Source organism: Paenibacillus sp. DS2015 (assembly GCF_050433705.1).
Lineage (GTDB): Bacteria > Bacillota > Bacilli > Paenibacillales > Paenibacillaceae > Paenibacillus_AQ.
Genome location: NZ_JBNPWS010000014.1, coordinates 1 through 17,965, shown reverse-complemented (window position 1 = coordinate 17,965; position 17,965 = coordinate 1). Strand labels below are relative to the sequence as shown.

At 36.4% G+C, this 17,965-nt stretch carries 12 protein-coding genes and 1 pseudogene; 4 read left to right on the top strand and 9 right to left on the bottom strand.

What is annotated here, in order from left to right:
• Positions 1–134: 134 nt before the first annotated feature.
• Both J2T13_RS13505 and J2T13_RS13500 read right to left on the bottom strand, forming a co-directional pair.
• The gene (locus J2T13_RS13505; RefSeq protein ID WP_429372053.1) at positions 135–692 is read right to left on the bottom strand and encodes a helicase; all 558 of its coding nucleotides are present in this window, start codon (positions 690–692) and stop codon (positions 135–137) included.
• Positions 693–1,729: 1,037 nt separating this feature from the next.
• Complete coding sequence (locus J2T13_RS13500) at positions 1,730–1,891, bottom strand: hypothetical protein (protein WP_429372051.1); 162 nt, start codon at positions 1,889–1,891, stop codon at positions 1,730–1,732.
• Positions 1,892–2,049: 158 nt separating this feature from the next.
• Between J2T13_RS13500 and J2T13_RS13495 the strand changes: the two genes are divergently transcribed.
• The 3 genes and pseudogenes from J2T13_RS13495 to J2T13_RS13485 all read left to right on the top strand — a co-directional run.
• Positions 2,050–2,631 (top strand): TetR/AcrR family transcriptional regulator, encoded by a 582-nt coding sequence (locus J2T13_RS13495; RefSeq protein WP_429372049.1) that lies wholly within the window; start codon positions 2,050–2,052, stop codon positions 2,629–2,631.
• A 271-nt stretch (positions 2,632–2,902) separates the two neighbouring features.
• Positions 2,903–4,009 (top strand): medium chain dehydrogenase/reductase family protein, encoded by a 1,107-nt coding sequence (locus tag J2T13_RS13490; protein ID WP_429372047.1) that lies wholly within the window; start codon positions 2,903–2,905, stop codon positions 4,007–4,009.
• 291 nt (positions 4,010–4,300) lie between these two features.
• Positions 4,301–4,795: pseudogene (locus J2T13_RS13485) on the top strand (transposase); the annotation flags it as partial.
• A 594-nt stretch (positions 4,796–5,389) separates the two neighbouring features.
• On the opposite strand, the gene J2T13_RS13480 reads toward J2T13_RS13485, so the two are convergent.
• From J2T13_RS13480 to J2T13_RS13460, 5 genes are all read right to left on the bottom strand, one after another.
• Positions 5,390–7,315 (bottom strand): UvrD-helicase domain-containing protein, encoded by a 1,926-nt coding sequence (locus J2T13_RS13480; protein WP_429372045.1) that lies wholly within the window; start codon positions 7,313–7,315, stop codon positions 5,390–5,392.
• 7 nt (positions 7,316–7,322) lie between these two features.
• Positions 7,323–9,299, bottom strand: coding sequence for an ATP-dependent nuclease (locus tag J2T13_RS13475; RefSeq protein ID WP_429372043.1), 1,977 nt, complete (start codon positions 9,297–9,299; stop codon positions 7,323–7,325).
• A 171-nt stretch (positions 9,300–9,470) separates the two neighbouring features.
• Complete coding sequence (locus J2T13_RS13470; protein ID WP_429372251.1) at positions 9,471–11,183, bottom strand: NERD domain-containing protein; 1,713 nt, start codon at positions 11,181–11,183, stop codon at positions 9,471–9,473.
• A gap of 14 nt (positions 11,184–11,197) precedes the next feature.
• Positions 11,198–15,406: a sacsin N-terminal ATP-binding-like domain-containing protein gene (locus J2T13_RS13465; RefSeq protein WP_429372041.1), complete on the bottom strand. Its 4,209-nt coding sequence runs from the start codon at positions 15,404–15,406 to the stop codon at positions 11,198–11,200.
• A gap of 245 nt (positions 15,407–15,651) precedes the next feature.
• Positions 15,652–15,762, bottom strand: coding sequence for a hypothetical protein (locus J2T13_RS13460; protein ID WP_429372039.1), 111 nt, complete (start codon positions 15,760–15,762; stop codon positions 15,652–15,654).
• A 373-nt stretch (positions 15,763–16,135) separates the two neighbouring features.
• Between J2T13_RS13460 and J2T13_RS13455 the strand changes: the two genes are divergently transcribed.
• Positions 16,136–16,528 carry a hypothetical protein gene (locus J2T13_RS13455; RefSeq protein ID WP_429372037.1) on the top strand — a complete coding sequence of 131 codons (393 nt, stop codon included), beginning with the start codon at positions 16,136–16,138 and terminating at the stop codon, positions 16,526–16,528.
• Between the two features lie 104 nt (positions 16,529–16,632).
• Here the strand turns inward: J2T13_RS13455 and J2T13_RS13450 are convergent, their stop codons facing one another.
• Positions 16,633–17,688 (bottom strand): hypothetical protein, encoded by a 1,056-nt coding sequence (locus J2T13_RS13450; RefSeq protein ID WP_429372035.1) that lies wholly within the window; start codon positions 17,686–17,688, stop codon positions 16,633–16,635.
• Positions 17,685–17,882, bottom strand: a complete 198-nt coding sequence (locus J2T13_RS13445) for a hypothetical protein (RefSeq protein ID WP_429372033.1) — start codon at positions 17,880–17,882, stop codon at positions 17,685–17,687. The genes J2T13_RS13450 and J2T13_RS13445 overlap by 4 nt, the downstream gene beginning before the upstream one ends.
• Positions 17,883–17,965: the final 83 nt, after the last annotated feature.

The following is a 17,965-nucleotide window of genomic DNA, read 5'->3' as shown; positions in this document are numbered from 1 at the left end:
GTTGGGTTTATGCTGTAGCTTTAGAATAAAGTTTGATTAAAATATCTACCAAAACATGTATCAAGAATTCCAGGTTATTGTGAATCAATAAGTGCACTGATTCGGACAACCTTCTTTAATTCTTGATCATTCCGTTACACTGCCCCGTTTCTTTTTGTTTGACAAAAGATAAAATGATCATCATGATTCCAAACGTGCAGATGATCCGCACAGTATCCGCGAAGCCACAACACTTCGTTAATTCGTCTAAGATAAAAGCCTTTTGGAAAAGCATCGTCTTCAGATAGTGACTTCGATGCTATTGTGATGGAGCCGGATGGAGCTTGTTGTCGCTGTAACCGATTCCCCGAATAACCTTCAGGCTGATCTAGATACTCAAGTCTTAGGTGAGGTCCTAGCTCAAGCGGACACAATCCCAATCCAAGATTGCTTGCTCTTTCAAAAATCTGGATCGTAGTAGCACCATCAGGAAAGCCAAGATTGCCAACGGTTAGTTCAACGGTTTGCAGACTGTACTTTGTATCAGAAATCGTAAATTTATCAGCAGCTAATAGCCTCTCTCCATACTCGTTTATCAAGATGGAGTATTGTTGAAATTTCTGGAGAATCTCCGATTTCGTAAGTCCGCCAACCTCTACTGTTCTGGTAATAATCAGGCAGTCAGGGTATATTTCCTCATTTTTGATACGCATTCGTAGTCACTCCTAACATATTGGACAACCGTCCTATAATATAACTTTGTTTGTTATCACAATACATTAATCTCCATGTTAATTCTATCTCCAAGAGAAACCACTGAAATCACCGCCGATTCTCATCACTATATCTTCCTTGCTTGGTTCCCATAGTTGGACACAACCTTTCAATATTATTTTATCAGTCCTCCTTTTTGTGTCCACTACTTTATACTAGCTCCACGGCTACATCTGCAGCGTTAAGGAGTTTGTCTTCTGAATACGTGATCATAATCATTTTCCCCTTCTAGTTTCAGTCTTTTGGTTTTAATGTTACTTACTCCCGGTTTCGCCTAACGTATTATCTGTGACACCTGTCGCAGATCCCTATTACCGTATCTATATTCACGACAGAGTTTATTACAATTAGTGAAATTATTACCGCCTAAACATCTCAATTTAACTTACCATATAATCCATACTATGGATATCGCAATTAAAGTAAGTTGCCTGTTATCTTAATTATCAGCGACTATCGGAACTCATTCTTGGCCTCAAACGGCAATCGGAACAGATTCTTGACAATGCGCAATGACAAGAATCTGTTCCGATAAAACAAAAAAACCGCGATTTACGCGGATATTAATCAGGCTATATTCTTGTCATCTTACATTCTTTTAACTTATCATTAACGTAATCTGCCCGTTAGCCATACATGCAGCGCATGCGACGCACCACAGATGATGGAAGTAATTCCGTTCTTCCATGGGAGCTTAATAAAAAGAGCAGGATACCGAAGGACCTGCTTATCAATGTGTAATATTCAACTATCGTTCCCCGTTAGTTCAATCTTTCATGAAGCACATGGATGAGTCTATATTTCTCTGATACACCTCTGCCTTCGTATAATGGCCAACCACTTTTTTATGACGGCATTTTCTATCTCTTAGCGTCTTACATATCGGTGTTGATTTTATAGCGGATCCTTCATTGTTTTACTTACCTTGTGATGAGCAAAGTTGCCGTTCATGTCGACAACCTTGTCCTGAATGTGTTCAACTATCGTCCTCTAATGGCGTAATTAAGCTGACCTCATTTTTTTCATAACCTACTACTTTTCCAATGATATCTTCACTTTGAAACGGTCCTGCTGTTTGACTATCATTGAATCCTCTCCAACGCACATCCGCCAAAATATAATATTCGTCTTCATTCAACGTGACTGGATCCCAAGAATCGTTATTGGCAGAGGATGAATCATGTCCATAAAAGCTGCAATTTCTTATGATTAATATAGACCTGCAGAAATCCTGCCGTTGCAGAAATGATAAAAATGTGTTTGACTTCTCATATAAGTGAATGTACACTTACTTACATGATGACAAAGAAAATACATTCAAGGTCAACCGCTGAAGCTAGACGTATTGAGGTACTGCCTCAAGCACTGTGCGTTTTTGCACAGACAGGGTACTACGCTACCACTGTCACGGATGTGGCAAATGCAACTGGGATTTCCCAAGGCTATGTCATGCGATTATTTGGCACGAAGTTGGAGTTGTTTGTAGCCGTAGTGGATTATTGCTATGAACAAATCGCTGATACTCTCACAACGGCAGCCAAACACGCATCGACCAACGAAGCTTTAGACGTTTTGGATTCGATGAGCAATGCCTATGCGGAACTCATTGCGGATCAGGATTTGTTGAGAGTACAGGTTCATGCACAAAGCGTCACTAACGTAGATGAAGTTCGCGAGGCAGTGCAGCGTGGCTTGCAACGGGTGGTGACATGTGTGCGCACACATGCGAGGGCGAACGACGATCAGCTTCAGCGATTCATTGCATACGGCCAGTTGTGCAACTTGATTATTACTGCTGAACTGGAGTCGATTGACAGCGACTGGGCGAAATCTCTTACGATTGGCTTTTATCATCCTTCCTCTTCTGAAAGGAGGTAACTGGGTATTCAGCAAAGTCGTCATCTCGATTTTGACTTTGCTGAAATGTTCTGACTGGAGTATTACTTCGTCTTCGCATCGTCTTATTTTTTTCGCCAAAAGTAAATGAACATTCACTTACAAATGAGATGGAGTATCATGGCTCATATCGTTAATGCTCCCAAGGGCACCGGTGGCGCTCTGTCTCCTCGCAGTGGCCCAATTTATGGCGTCATAGATGGGTCCATTGTGAATATTGTGCTTGCCGCATCGGACAGGACGCACTCCCTAAATGGAAGTTCAATCATCGTACAACACCAAAAATAGAAGCACAAAGGAGAATACCATGACAAAGCAACTCTCATCTTCAGTCGTTCATACAACAGAAATCGTCCTGCCAGGCATCGTTGAACCATCAGGGTTGCAGATTCGCCAGCGTGTGCTGCCAGAACTGGTGCAAGGACAGGCGCTCATAAGCGTGGAAGCAACAGGTGTTTCGTTTGCGGAAAAAAGTATGCGGCGTGGACGATATTACGGACAACCGTCCTTTCCGTTTGTTCTCGGATATGATCTCGTTGGCACCGTCACAACAGTCGGCCCAAACGCGTCTCCAGCAGAAGTCTCACTGATTGGCCGGCGCGTAGCGGCGATCACGAAAATCGGCGGCTGGGCAAGTCATGTCATCCTCGAGGTAGCCGACTTAGTGGAAGTACCCGTGGAGATAGACGCAATCTCGGCCGAGACGGTGATTGTGAATGGGGTTACGGCCTGGCAAATGCTACATCGGCATGCCAAAGTAAAGTCCGGACAGACCATATTAGTCCTTGGTGCCAATAGCGGCGTGGGTACTACGTTGGTCCAGTTGGCACGTCATGCAGGTGTGCGTGTCATAGGTACAGCCAACCCGCATCATCACGAGGCGTTGCGAAAACTCGGCGTTGAACCGCTAGACTACCGGAATCCTCAACTTGAGGAAAACATTCGATCTCTCGCACCAAACGGAGTAGACGCCGTTTTCGACCACCTTGGAGGTGCGAGTGTAAAAAGGTCTTGGCGTTTACTTGCCACAGGAGGCGCGCTGGTGTGCTATGGGATGGCTACTATGAAAGAGACGGGATCGTTAATGCTTGTTTCCCTCCCAGTTTTCGCCAAACTCGCGTTGTGGAACGCTCTACCGAATGGCCGCCGTGCTACATTCTACAACATCTGGGGCGGCGCACGGCGCAAAGAGGCATGGCGAAATCGAATGCAGGAGGACCTTCGTCAAGTGCTAACGTTCGTACAAAAAGGCATCATAGAGCCTCAAGTCGCAGCCCGTTTTCCGCTGACACAAGCTGCACGCGCTATGGAACTCTCCGAGTCTCGAACTGTTCTTGGCAAGGTGATTCTGGAACCTTAAAATAAACTTGTTCCTCTGGTGTCATATCTCTAACATTATAAAAGCACCAATCAATATTACCTGGATTACTCCACAGCGCACATTCGGTAATGAGATCAAGTTCTTGTCAATTTCGGAAATGGGATCAAGTTCTTGTCATTGGGTTATGACAAGAACTTGATCCCATAAACAAAAAAAACCGCAATTTTCGCGGCCTTAATGTTCTTGTCACCCGACAAGCAACGCTACTACTGTCGGATGACAAGAACATGATGTCATAAATGACAAGAACTTAGGGATGCTACGATGTCCAGCCATTTTATAAGTATGGAGATCCTTATTCAATCGCTTCTTCAGTACCAGGAGCATCTTTCCAACCTTGAATCTCAGATAGATACTCTGACTGGAGGCATTGAGGCGTTCGATCTCTTACGCTCGATTCCCGGCATTGGCAATAAAATTGCTGCAACAATTTTATCGGAAGTTGGGGAAATCGAGCGGTTTAGCAATGCGAAAAAAATGGTGGCTTTCGCCGGCCTAGATCCAGGTGTTTTTTCTTCTGGGAAGTTTACGGCAACCCGGAATCGAATCTCTAAACGTGGCTCTAAGCGGTTACGTCTTGCTTTGTTCCTAGCCGTTCGTTGCGGCCTCAGACTTTCCGTAAACAAGAAGATTAAAGCATTTTACGACAAGAAAAAAGTTGAAGGAAAAGGCCATAAAGTTGCAATCATTGCTTGTGCAAATAAGCTACTTCACTGGATTTTTGCCCTCTTAAGAGATAAAACGACCTTTGTGGATCTGACCTAGCGGAATATCTGTGAATCAGAAGAAAAACCTTCCAATATCATTCGGAAGGTTCTTTGGAATTCATAATCATTTATCCTCTCTAAATAAATTAAGGCCGCCCTATTATTAAATTAGGACGGCCCATGATGTGTTTTATTCTTTTAGCAGTTCCATACTTTCTTTACTGGTTCCACAGTTTATTTACTGGTTCCAGACTTTCTTTACTGGTTCCACACTTTTTTATCACCGGACAAGATGTTCAGTGACATTAATGTTGGTAACTGAAAAACACCGTAATATCAACCATTTTGGGGTTTTCAACCTCATTTGTAAGTTGCATTATAGTTGGTGCCTGAAAAAATATCCTTTTAAACTCAATGACATTAAAGTTTGTACTTTCTAATCACATTAAAGTTAGTTTCTAAAATTCACTTGTTATTTACGAAAAGAACTACAAACTGATTTCTCACTAAGCACGAAATCAAGAAATCTAAAACATTAGCCAATTTTTTAAACACTGCGCATAGCACCAACGTCATCGTATAAACAGCGTTTTATGCTGAGCAGTCGGCTAATTTCGAAAGGTCTGATCAGTTCATCCATAATCCTATTTTATCAGTCTGCCTGTTTAAAGCCATAAGACTCAAGCAAAGCTTTTTCTTCTTCCTTTAATACCGGAACACCCCAAACTAAAGAATATTTCGCCCTAGTATTTGCAACATATCCTATACGTCCAGATTCCAGTTCTTTTTCAATCCACTGTTTCCAATGGCCACTTCCTGAATTATGACGACTTGAAACCAACATTACACTATCAAAATCCTTGCCTTTAACTGAATGAATAGTGCTAACTGAAACGTTATTTATACTCTCTATTGTTTTATAAGAAGAAACACTACATTTAGCAGTACCTCGAGGAGATATTATTTTTGGTAAGTCTTCAAAGACTCTCTTTTCACTATCAAAATTGGACAGATCTTTATACGCTTCTTGAAGTATGCTCTTATAACTATTGTTAAAATTCCTATACCACGTTGAATATTCAATATCATTTATCCTCAACAATTCTGGTAATGCAGCACACCCATCCAAAAAGTCTTTAATAAAGATTCTCCATCTATAAACAGAGTCAATTGCATTTGGACAATAGTAGTTACTTCTAGTTTTTGCCCCTCCAAACCACTTGTGTATATGACTACTTGCAAGTTCTAATGCCAACATCCGTGACTTGGGTGTATTTTCAGCCCATAATTGTAGCGCATCTAAAATTGAATGTTTACTTTCTTTAATGTTTGTTTCAAAATCTTGTTTTAATGTTTGCTGTCGCACCAAGATAGCTGACCTTCTGAAGGGTATATCTAGTTTCTCAAGAAAATTAGCATACTGTTGTTTCAGTACTATTAGGTCTTGATATTCCATATAACAAACACTATTAACACCGAATTTATCAGCTGCTAAGCCACGTATTGGTAATGTGACATCTAATAATTTATTAGATGTATTTACAATGGAATGACAACTTCTAAAATTATCAGTTAAATAGAACTTTTTAAATCCAGACAAATATTCGGTCGTGGTTACTGGAACTGCACCTTTAAACTCATAAATTGATTGGTTAAGATCCCCAACAAAATGTAGGATGGAACCGTGCTCCTTTAATTGGTGAAGAATGTTAATTTCAATCCATGAGAGATCTTGACATTCATCTACAACAATGAGAGGGAATCGCGCAGCTATGAGCGAAGCTAGATGAGCATCCTTTTTTAAAACTCTATACGCAATACTATTTATATCATCAAAGTTAGCGAATCCATCCTCAAAAAAGGTTTGTTTCACTTTTCCTATTTCTTTTTTTATGTACTCAAACCCTAATAATCGATCATTCCCTTTCCTGTTTCGATAATCTTGAACAAATTCTTGCACTGTAGTTAGCTGATAATACTCTTTCAACGGAAGTTTATAATTTTCCGAATAAAAAATAACGATGTCGTTTATTTTATAATCGTAATAAATTTGGTGTGCATACACGTCTTGCCCTGATGAATTGAGATTCATATATGGGAGCTTATATTTTTTCAACCAGTGATTTTCATAGACAACTAAATTTTTGTCAACAAGCCTATACGAGGCATCGACTCCTCTATTTTTATGTTTAAAGTATTTATATCCATAACTCTGAGCAATAAATCCGTGAATGAATCCAGATAAGGTGCCTATATAGTGTGGATACAATGTAGTTAAACCGGAAAAGACTTTTACCCGCTCTTTAATGGTATCCGTCGCATCGTTAGTAAAAGTAAGAACCGCAATACCGCTGTTCTTTGAACTCCATTTATTGATCTCAAATGCTGTTTTCATTCCAACAACCTCAGTCTTACCACTTCCTGCACAAGCTTCTAAAAAGATGTTTTCCGTCGTAGGAGAAAGAACATATTTTAATTGTTGATCTGTTTTTTCTCTTACTTTACTTTGAATTAAAGAAATATATGAACTCATTGTCTCTTTATTTTCACTCAAAGTTCTTATGATCTCTTGCTCCATTTCCCCCTTATTCATCCAACACCTCACCACCACATGCCCAAATTATTGATTTTCTAATATAATTAGGAATGTTTATGATATTGCTTATGATTGAGTAAACATCTTTAATATTTGATTTTGTAGCATTTACTTTATCCATCTGCTCTTTTATTTGAGTTTCTATATAATCTGATAATTCTTGTGCGTAGATTCCTTTCCCAACTTCATCAGCATCAATATGTTTGAAAATGTATTCAGCATCTTCCGTTAGTTCATGTTCATTTGAGTACCCATTATTTTTTGAAAATATTAAGTTGCATCGTTTTTTTACTGATCCTTCAGTCGGCCACAAATCATGAATAGCTTTTGCCATTAGACTTGTGTTACCACTTATGGCTAAGTCGTACTCAAATGTTTTTAAGGGAGAAGAAAACAACCTCCCCCACGTACTCTGATTAATATCAGGAACTAGTCGAAGTGCACTATTGGCTCCAATAGGTGGCTCACTAGGTAAAGGAAACGTATCTTGAAGTTTAGTTAAGGGCTCACCATCTTTGTCTTTTCTCAGTTGACCTTGCTCATCATACACAAGAACCTCAAGTTTTGGCGGATCATTGTCCGTGATCCCTGAACAAAAAATAGGCAAATGTTCTACACCAGAAGAACCATCACAATTTGAAAATAATTTCATGAAATGTTTAAAGTTTATTCCGTTGATATTTATCGTAGATACACCAGCTTCTTCTAAGGAAGTTGGCAATAATCTTTCGGATTTATCTAGGGCCTCTTTGTTATATTGGGCCAACACTATCTTTGCGAAAGTAGGTATAAGCATAGCTTCACTGATCCCTTCTACAAAAATTATACCTTTTGAAAACAATAGTGTAGATTTTGTAACATCAAGCCACCTATTAATATAGTTTTTGCTTTCGCCTAAATCTATCTCCTTAAATGGAGTTGCAATAATCCTATCTGCCAATTGTGATATATGTATTAAATTATTTATATCTATAGAAGAAGCGAGTACTGGAGAATGTGTAGTTATAACAACCTGCAAATTCTTTAGGTTTCGGGTGACTTCTTCTAAATACTTTATAAATTTGACTTGAAGTTGGGGATGTAAATGAGCCTCTGGTTCCTCAATTAATAAAACAGTCATCAAATTATTGTCTTTTAATAATTCGAGCTCTGCAAATACAGTAGCTATGTATAACAAGTTGTTGTATCCCAAACTGTTTGTAGCAATATCCCTAAATTTATCAGGATCACTTTGCTGGATACCTGGAAAAAACACCATCTTTATACTTTCCACGATTTTATTAAATGATGTCTCTGCAAATTGAAGATTTATACTTTGCCCAAGACGTTGCCCCAATGCCTCTTCAAGCTTAGTATTAATATTTTTCTTAGCTGTTTCAATCTCATTGTACTTATTTTCAGCATTACTTGTAATTTGTTCATTGAACTCACTTACGTTCTGTACAAGTATATCCTTTTTATCGCCATATTGTTTTTTTAGTAGTTGTGCCAGTCTGGATCTCTTTCCGTTAACTAGTTTTTCCTCTGCATCTCGAAGAGGGGGTAAGTAGATACAATCGATGTAATCAAAGGTTTCCTCTTCAAAAATGCTTGACTTTGAAGCCCCACCCCAAATTTCTTTCTTATAATATCCCTTCCTATTTGGATTTGAGTTAACCTCTAAATGCAATTGTGCATTGTAGTCCGCATCGCACCAAGTTAAAAATGTAACTTGTTCATTTGAATCCAAGGACTCTAACGTAAGGTCTATTCTAATATTAGAGCCAGAGTATTGCTTATCCAAAGAAATATAAAAATCGTCCTCATCTATATTCATATAAGAAAATTCATTTTCCCGAAGAATAAGTCTTAATGCATTTACAATTGTTGTTTTTCCTGAACCATTTTCTCCCACTAGTACATTGAGTCCTTTGTTAAGCCTTATTTCAGAGCTTTCTTTAGTGTTTTTATAGCCCGACATATTCACCCTAGATATATGCACTTATAACCCACCAATCATTTTTTTATAGTAGTAGTAATTAGGCATTGAAACCACTACAAACACAGAGAAGGAGTAATACATGTTAACCAATAGAAATCCATATCTTTCAATAATATCTCGATTAAAACTTAGTAACACTTAAACAATAACTATCTGTTACTCTGCTTGAAAGAACGAACAAGTTTGTTCATTTCCGACTATAATTAAAATAGACTTCGCGCGACTTAATCCAACATATAACTGCTCTCTTTGTTCCTCGAGTTTTATAGAATCCAATCCCCATAAAAAAACAACATCCGATTCTAAGCCCTTAAATTTATTGACTGTTGTAACTACTACCGAACTATCTTTCCTTTGTTCAATATCCGTATACTGATACCCTTTAGGAAGTGGATTTATTTTCAAGGAATCAAAATACTCCCTCTGATGTAGGGCATCAACAACTAGCACCACGATCTGACTAGGCTCTATTTGTTCATCCAAAATTAATTTTTGAATTCTTGATTGTATACTTGATGCTTGCTTATTCGTAATATTGGCACTTACATACACTATTTCTTCGCCTTTTATATTTGAATGTTTTACTGATTCACCCAAGTAATACTTGTAAGATATCTCATGAACTTGCATAGTATTTCTACAATTTTTTAGCAGAGGGAATATTTCGTCTTCAGATATTGGAAAGGTGCTAACCCGGGAGTAAAGGTTTTGATTATCATCAAAAAAAATATAAAACGGACTGGATTCTTTATCAAATAGCATTTCTTCAAGTGGTGCCCAATACTCTTCTCGAAAGTCTTGGCCTTCATCACATACTATTGCATCGTATCTATCGGAAATATAATCTAATGAAAATAATGCAGCGCACGGAAGTTGTACATCATATAAATTTTCACCAGGATAGGTCTTCTGTGCATCCAACAATAAGTTAATACCACTTACCTCTTCAGCCTCTTTAATTATGGAATAACATAGTTGATGAAATGTCATAACAGTTAGCCTATCAATCCCCTTACATACTTCTGTTAAATAATTCGCAAGCGGCCGATTAAAACAAGTTAGCAACGTTGAAAATCCTTCTCTAGCTAACCTCTTTGCTTTTTCAACAGCCAGGATTGTCTTTCCAGTTCCAGCACCCCCACTAACTATTACACGGCGTCTTCTTATAAGTGTATCCAACACTATCATTTGTTCTGTTGTAAGCATAATTCTAATATCTTCTTCGCTTTTTAGATTCTTAGAAATTAGCGGTTGAACAGTAAATGATTTTGCAAATACCTTTGTAAAAGCATCTATTCCTTTTTGTCCAAAAAAGGTGGAGTTAGATGGATTTTTTTTATTCCAATAATCAAAACAATCATTAACCCATTTTCTAATTCCCAGCATATTATTATATGTCCCTATAAGATTTTCAGGTAAATCTAAACGGCTTATAGAACTTGTATCAGTTATATCAGGGAATAATACTGCATGCCCACATGGAATCTTACTCTCCTTAAATAAGTCCACTAGATTAGTTTCCAGCAGCTTTGCTCTAATAGAATATTTTGCATTTTTCGCTTGCTGAATTGGATTTTTTATTGAATGCTCTATTCCATGACGGTCTGTTGAAAACCACTGATCAGTAGTAGCATTAAAAGAAATTCCTCCACCTTTTACTTCAATACACAAATATCCAAACTGAGGATGCATAATTACAAAATCTGTTTCTCCATCACGTGCCTCATCATTTTCTCGTTTCAAAATCCAAGCTACTTGGGCGAACACATAATAACCATCTGGAAGTGCTTCCTTCAATGCTCTGTATACTTGAACTTCACCATAAGATTTGAAATAAGAAAGTTGTTCTTCAGTCAAATCCGGAATCATTTTAGCCAATTTGATTAATCCTCCAAAATATCTATTTGAGTTATATTAATAGGAATTCTTTTTTCGTCGTTTTCAAAATCTACAATTAAAAATTTCATTTTCCCTTTATTTATCTCTTCCTTTATTATTCCCAAACCATGAATGTGATGGTTAATTCTTACGCCAGCAACAAACTTCTCTAGGAGATTGTCCTTCTCTGCCATAACCCTCCACCCATAATCAAAAACGTAAGATGTGATTTTACTGTAAAGATTCTGAATTCGATTAATTCGTAGATGTTGTTCATCTTCAACGAATTCAACAACGTATAGCCACAACTGATCTTCTTTTTCTTTCGTAAACTTCATTTGCTCATTTGAAAAAAACACTTCATAGTTGTTCCATTCACCAATAAAGCCAAATACAATAATATACCGATTGACCTCCTCCACTTCACCATTATAGGATATTACGTCATAACATTTTCCTATCTCAGAAGTTTGATTTGGTCTGCGCCCTTTCGTTATCTCATAATGAATGACAGCGTCTATAGCTGCAGTTTGGTATTGTGATCGCCTTTCATTCATATTTATTTGTGAAGAAATCTTATTTTCCTCACTTGATACGTAAGAAATCAAACGTTTCCTTTGATTTCCAGAACCAAAATTATCAATAGATAAAGTACTTTTAGAAGAATTAAAGTTACTCCCTATTTCCCTGAACTCAGTATTTCCCTTCTTTGAGACACTATAAAGTTCGTCATGGTTATTTTCATAGTAGAAATTCTGCTTTCTAATGTTTTGAGTATTATTGAATGCGGATGGTAAATTATCCTCAACATCAGATTGGTTTATATATTCTAAAAAACTATCCTCTCCTACTTCAGGATCTTCATGATTATCATAATCAGCAAATTTTGGATCCTCTTTCTCAATAGAAATTTCGGATTCAACAGGCTCAATATCAATAACTGAGTATCCTATGGATCTAAACCACTTTTCTGTGTCAATGTCGGTGAGCTGTAATATAAGATGGATCTCCCTATCATTTCCCCTCATTTCAAAGAGAGAACTTAGAGAGTTACTTAGGTTATAAAGTGTCAATGGATTATTTAATGAACCCGCATAATAAACTGAATTTGAATCAGCATGATACCAAGAATCAATAGTTTGATTGTATATTTCTATACTTGATTTATTAATCAGTAGTAGAGACAACGATTCAGCCTTAAAAAAATTTGCATCTATGATTGTCCTAGTTAGTTTATATAAAACTTCCATAGGGTCTTCTGCTTTAATATTAGCAATAAGCATAGCTAAGTACTTTAACTTTTGAAGTAGTTTTTTCTTTAGTTTTTCATCACTTTCTGTGCCGGTGGCGTTAAGTCGAAGGTCCTCGTCTCTTATTACAGGTATATCGAAATAATCAAATAATATTTTGTTTTCTTTTCGTGATCCTGATATTTTTATAAAATACTTTGAATTGCTGGGAGGCATTAGTCCCTTCACATCAAAAAAATGAAGTTCAGAAACAAATTGAAATGAATCATCTGTTGCCAATAACTTCAAAGAGTTGAACCTGAGATTATTATCGTTAACCGGTTTATTATTGATTATTTGTTTATATATAGAATCAATGGTTTTTAGTGTAGAACTGTTTAATGAGATATCTTCTAGCTTTTCTAGTAGAAATATACAATCATGAGTAGTAACCATTGTTTTGATCGCGAGAAATTCCTCTTGTTCTTTATTCAAAGAAATATCTTTATGCACAACAGGAAAAAAATCTCCGACAATTTTTTTCAAGCTTCTAGAATATAAATCTATTGATTTATAGCATTGTCCATCATCACTTGGTATAGATGGATTGTTTTTTACGTAATACTGTATATAAGAGTTACTATCTAAATTACAATCTCCAAAATAAGTAAAGTACTTCGAACTCGAAGATTTAGAACAAATTTCTTTCCAGCTGCTTCCGAGAATTATTTCCCACAACTTCAAAGAGAATTTAAAATACCTCGAATATTCCAGATACTGCACATATACAAAATTCTTTAATCCATGTTGCGAAGTGTATCTATAGGTTTTTGTCTGCTGAGGATAAAAGTCTCCATTATCTAGAAAGTTCAGATAAGATTGCACATCAGGATATTTTCTCTCAAATTGTGGTCTTTCAATTCGTTCTTCTATTAAGACTCTTATCTTCTGTTGAACACCAAATCTTATGAACATTTTTTTGTAACCAGATACTTCCCTTATCTCTTCGGTGTACTGAGGAGATACGTATTCTCCTTCAGTAAAGAAACTCTCAAGGTTTAAATCGGGTTTAAAATAATCTGATAGGTAGCATCTGCTAGGAAGCTGTAAACTGCCCTTTGTTGTTACTAATTTCAAATTAGATAATTTCTTACAATCATTCTCATTGAGAATTCCTTTATCAAAAATCCTATAAACAAACCTTCCTATAAGTAATGCATTTGACATTTTAACTAAATCAGCATCAATCATTTGAAAAATCGATTTTCTCAGGATGTCTAACTCCGAAGGTTCCCTGATCCCTAAGGAAGTAAGCCACATAATAAGCTTATCATCACTTTTTATATTCTCGAATACTTGTATATCTAAACATTTCATACAGACAACATTGGAGATTTCCGTTTCCCCTTCAGGTAATGGGTAATATAAATTTTCTGGTGGGCTCAATTGTTGGACTTCATCTAATAAAAAGGGAACTGATTTCAAATATGTTGACCATCCAGACTTATTATCTTTTTGGTGCAGAAATTTAATCAATCTAATATTATATTGCACATCTGAATTAACCATTTTTTTAAATGTTTCTGTTAAAAATAGACCACACAACTCTTTTTTATCGACTATTTCAGCACCTAATCCTGCCAACATGCTTGGATTCTGAATTTTATAATCAGCTACGTAATTTTTAACAGTACATCGACTTAAAATTAACTCAGTTCCAAATTCCTCACTGAAACCCGTATTATCTATAATACAATCACTTATTTTTGAGAAAACATTCTCATAATCCTGAACCGGAATAAAAGGTATTTCAGCAATTGCACTATCAAGACCTTCATTATAAGATTTGCTTGTTAAAGAACCGACTGAAGAAAACTTACCTCTTATTAGTTTCGTGAATTGATATTTATATTTACTATCTACAACTAATTCAGCCAGCCACTTGATCTTACATATGGCTATATGCTTGAATATAAATCCATTCCAATCATTTTCAAGGATTCTCGTTCTTTCTGCATTTGTTATGAAGTCTCCATTTATTAAAAAGTTAAAGTTACATTGGACCTTTGTTGGTAAGTAGCAATATATTAGAGCATCTGTTATTTCCTCTATATCATCCCCAACAACTGGAGCGGCAAATGAAATTTTAATATTTGTTGCTTCTTTTAACTTATCTGGATAAGTTGCTTTATCAAGATGTTTAATTTTCTGTTTTAAGTCTGTATCGACTGGAACGGTAAATTCTTTGTATAACCAGCGGCTTTTCCTTAATCCATTAACAAATATAGATTTAAGTCCATCATCATCTTGTTCGCGTGTTAATCGTATTTTCTGTACACTACCATCAAAGAAAGACAATTCGGAAATATGTCGTAAAAACAACATAATTCTAGAATCGCCGAAAACTTCTAATATTTCCTTTTTAATTTGTTCTCTATTGTTAATAGGAACTATAGTGATCACATTCAATCTATTAATCTCGTTCCGAATTTCATTATCCAATTCAGTTTCCTCAAACCAAATAGGTATGATCTGCCAAGGATAATTTTGCGTTACTCTCCATCTGTCATGATTTTTATCAAATTTGAATGTGAAATTGTTTGATAGAATATATACTAAATCGCAAGTGTTAAAAATAGACTTAAACCCTATCCCTTTGTATCCTGTTTTTTCAATATCTTTTGTTTTTCCACTATCTCCACTCCCTAAATCAGATATGCCTTTAACATCTTCTTTGGTGAAATGTTTACCTGTATGACTGAAAATCAAGTATTTTTCTAGCAGTTTTATTTCAACATTAATATTAGCCACTCCTGATTTAATAGGAGAGTCATCTGCATTTTGAATCAACTCGAAAATAAATCTGTTGGAATCCTCAAATACAGTCTTAGTAATCATATCTAATGCATTGGCTAATGTTTTGGAATTAGGATCATTTTTTGTTTTTTCAACATATAGGTCTTGTATAATTTTTTTTTCATACACAGTAATTTGCTCCCATATATAATTAATATTAGTCCAGAATATTTCTCGTTTTGCAAAAGGAATTTGCGATTTAGGTTTGAAACAAGCAAAATAGCTCATTTTTGACCTCAGGATTAAGTATCAGAGATATATCCATCAACCTTCCGCACTTCCAGCATTGGTATCCACCCCGAATATCAAGTTCCCTTCCAAATCACCACGGATAATGATATGGGATTGTTTCTATAAATTGCTGATACTCAAGCTTACCTAAGCATGCCATTCTCTCTCATCCAAGAAAAATAACTAGGGTTCATTCGGTACTCTTCTTCAATAGCCTTACCTTTATACTTACCAAATGTCATTGTCATTTCCATTAGTAAAGCCTCCTTTTCTGACATTAACCAATGTATAATATTTCGACAAAGGAATAGGCATCCCTTCCAAAAGACCTATGATTAGCCACAATAAGCATTATAAGAGCCCATTGTTTTGAGAAATCAAAAGTTATGCCCTATCATGAGCTCAGTTCGAAAGTATGATGTTGGAGAAACCTGTGTAGAATACAAAAGATATTTAGATTTTGGTGTATCTAGGTGAGAGAGAAAAGCACTATCGAAAAAACAAAGATCAAATATATGTTAGCAATCCCGATATCCGAGAGTAACCCTAATAAGCTGCTGTACGCATGTTGATATTGGTTCATTTAGAGATGACCGACTTGATCAGCATGATCCCTTTGCAAAAGATGTGAATACAAATACCTTCACTTTTTCTGAAGACTTACTAAATTTTGTTGGTCAGAAACACTTAGATGAATCTTATCTTTCGCTTCCAGCCAAAAATTCTAAACTTCCTTTTCGTATAAAAAAATGGAGCGAGCCAAGCGAAGAAGGAGGATATACTAAACAGGGAACGTATGGATGTATTGCAGAAATTGATTTCAAATTGTGTATGGAGTTTCTTAAGAAAATTAAAAAAGCCATTGTTTTTGAATATCATGTAACCTTTGAGGATCAGAGTTACCAATTCTATGGAACACCAAGTAAGACTGCCAAAGAAAAGGGGATAATTGTAATAAGGTCAAATGGAAATATTGAGTCACATGTATTAGATTCAGACTCGGACGACTTAGTTGATTAAATGGTACTAGAAAATTGAATTATCACCTTTTACCATGGGTGAAGGAAAAGATATCTGGCTAATTCCATTCATCTTAATACGATTAGCCAGATAGTAATAAATAATCAAATACCTTCTAGTGCTTTTAACTCGTTCAATATATCTTTCACAGGATCAGAACCTTCCGCTGCTTCTCGTACCAATTGAATATAGATTAACAAGTCCTTTGTTGTCTCGTCCTTACAAGCAGCAACATATCTCTCCAACTCCTCTACATACTTCCGAAGTTCTTGAGCCTTAAACCAGTTTTTCATTTGATTCTCAATGTTTTGTGTTAAATGCTGTCTACGAAGATTGTATTCTTCAAGCCTCTTAAAGTCTTGCTTCTTCGCTTCTTCAATAGCGTAAAGACGCTCCTGCTCTTTTTTCCTAATTTCATATTCTCGCTCAGCAATGTATCTGGTTATACTTATGTCAATTGCATTTCTCATCAGTTCTGCTAAAATTTCACCTATTTGTTTTTCAAATGGCCTATCAAGAGTTTCAGAAAAACAAAGTGACTTGGCTATTTTATTTCTATTCGCATAGCCGAGAATCTCCTTGAAATCCATTTTAAGAAAGCCACTGGGGATCTTTTCATACATTGGTTTTAACCCAATCGTCACGCTTCTAGATTGCAGATTTGACAATAAAGAACGTCTTTTCACTTTGGTTTCAATCATCGAAAAGGAAAAATCATGACCAAATAGCCGCAAGCTAGTATTATCCTCTTCACCTGCATTCACATTTATCGTTCCGCCTAATTCAACTACCGCATCAATTAAGAAATTCATGATTTTGAATACCCTATTGGCTTGTTTGTCGGATATATTCATTGACAATACGGCTTTATTCCTGCGATATTCAACCTTCGAATGCCCTTGCAAAAACGGATCGAGATCGTTTCGAAATTTATGTTCTTCTTCGCGTGACTTTCTGTAAGCGAGCTCATTCTGATATGCGACAATAAGCGGATGTAGATACTTGCTCTGCCTCACAACTTGAAGATACTTGCACCATTCGCTGAATTTAGCCTTGGATTCTGGTGTCAATAGTTCAATTACGTCAAATTCTTTTAACTGATCAATAGAATAATTATTCATGTCCATTATTTCTATAAAACCATATCGCTCCACCGTCATTCCCCCTCCTGACCGGAAAAGGAGAATCCGCCTCTTAGCAGCTCATCAACTAGTTCCTCAAGCTCCATATCTGAAGCCATTCCCTCGGGGACAAAATAACGACTCAGGTTATCATTTAGCAATGCTGAACAAGAGCTTAAGAAATCTGAATTCTTAGGATAATCATATTTATATAGATAGGCTGTATATGTCAATCAAAATGTTGACCACCTTGCTAACCCAATAGTTGACCACCCTGGCAGAAAAAAATGGGCACTTGTAGGTGCCAGTGTGAGTG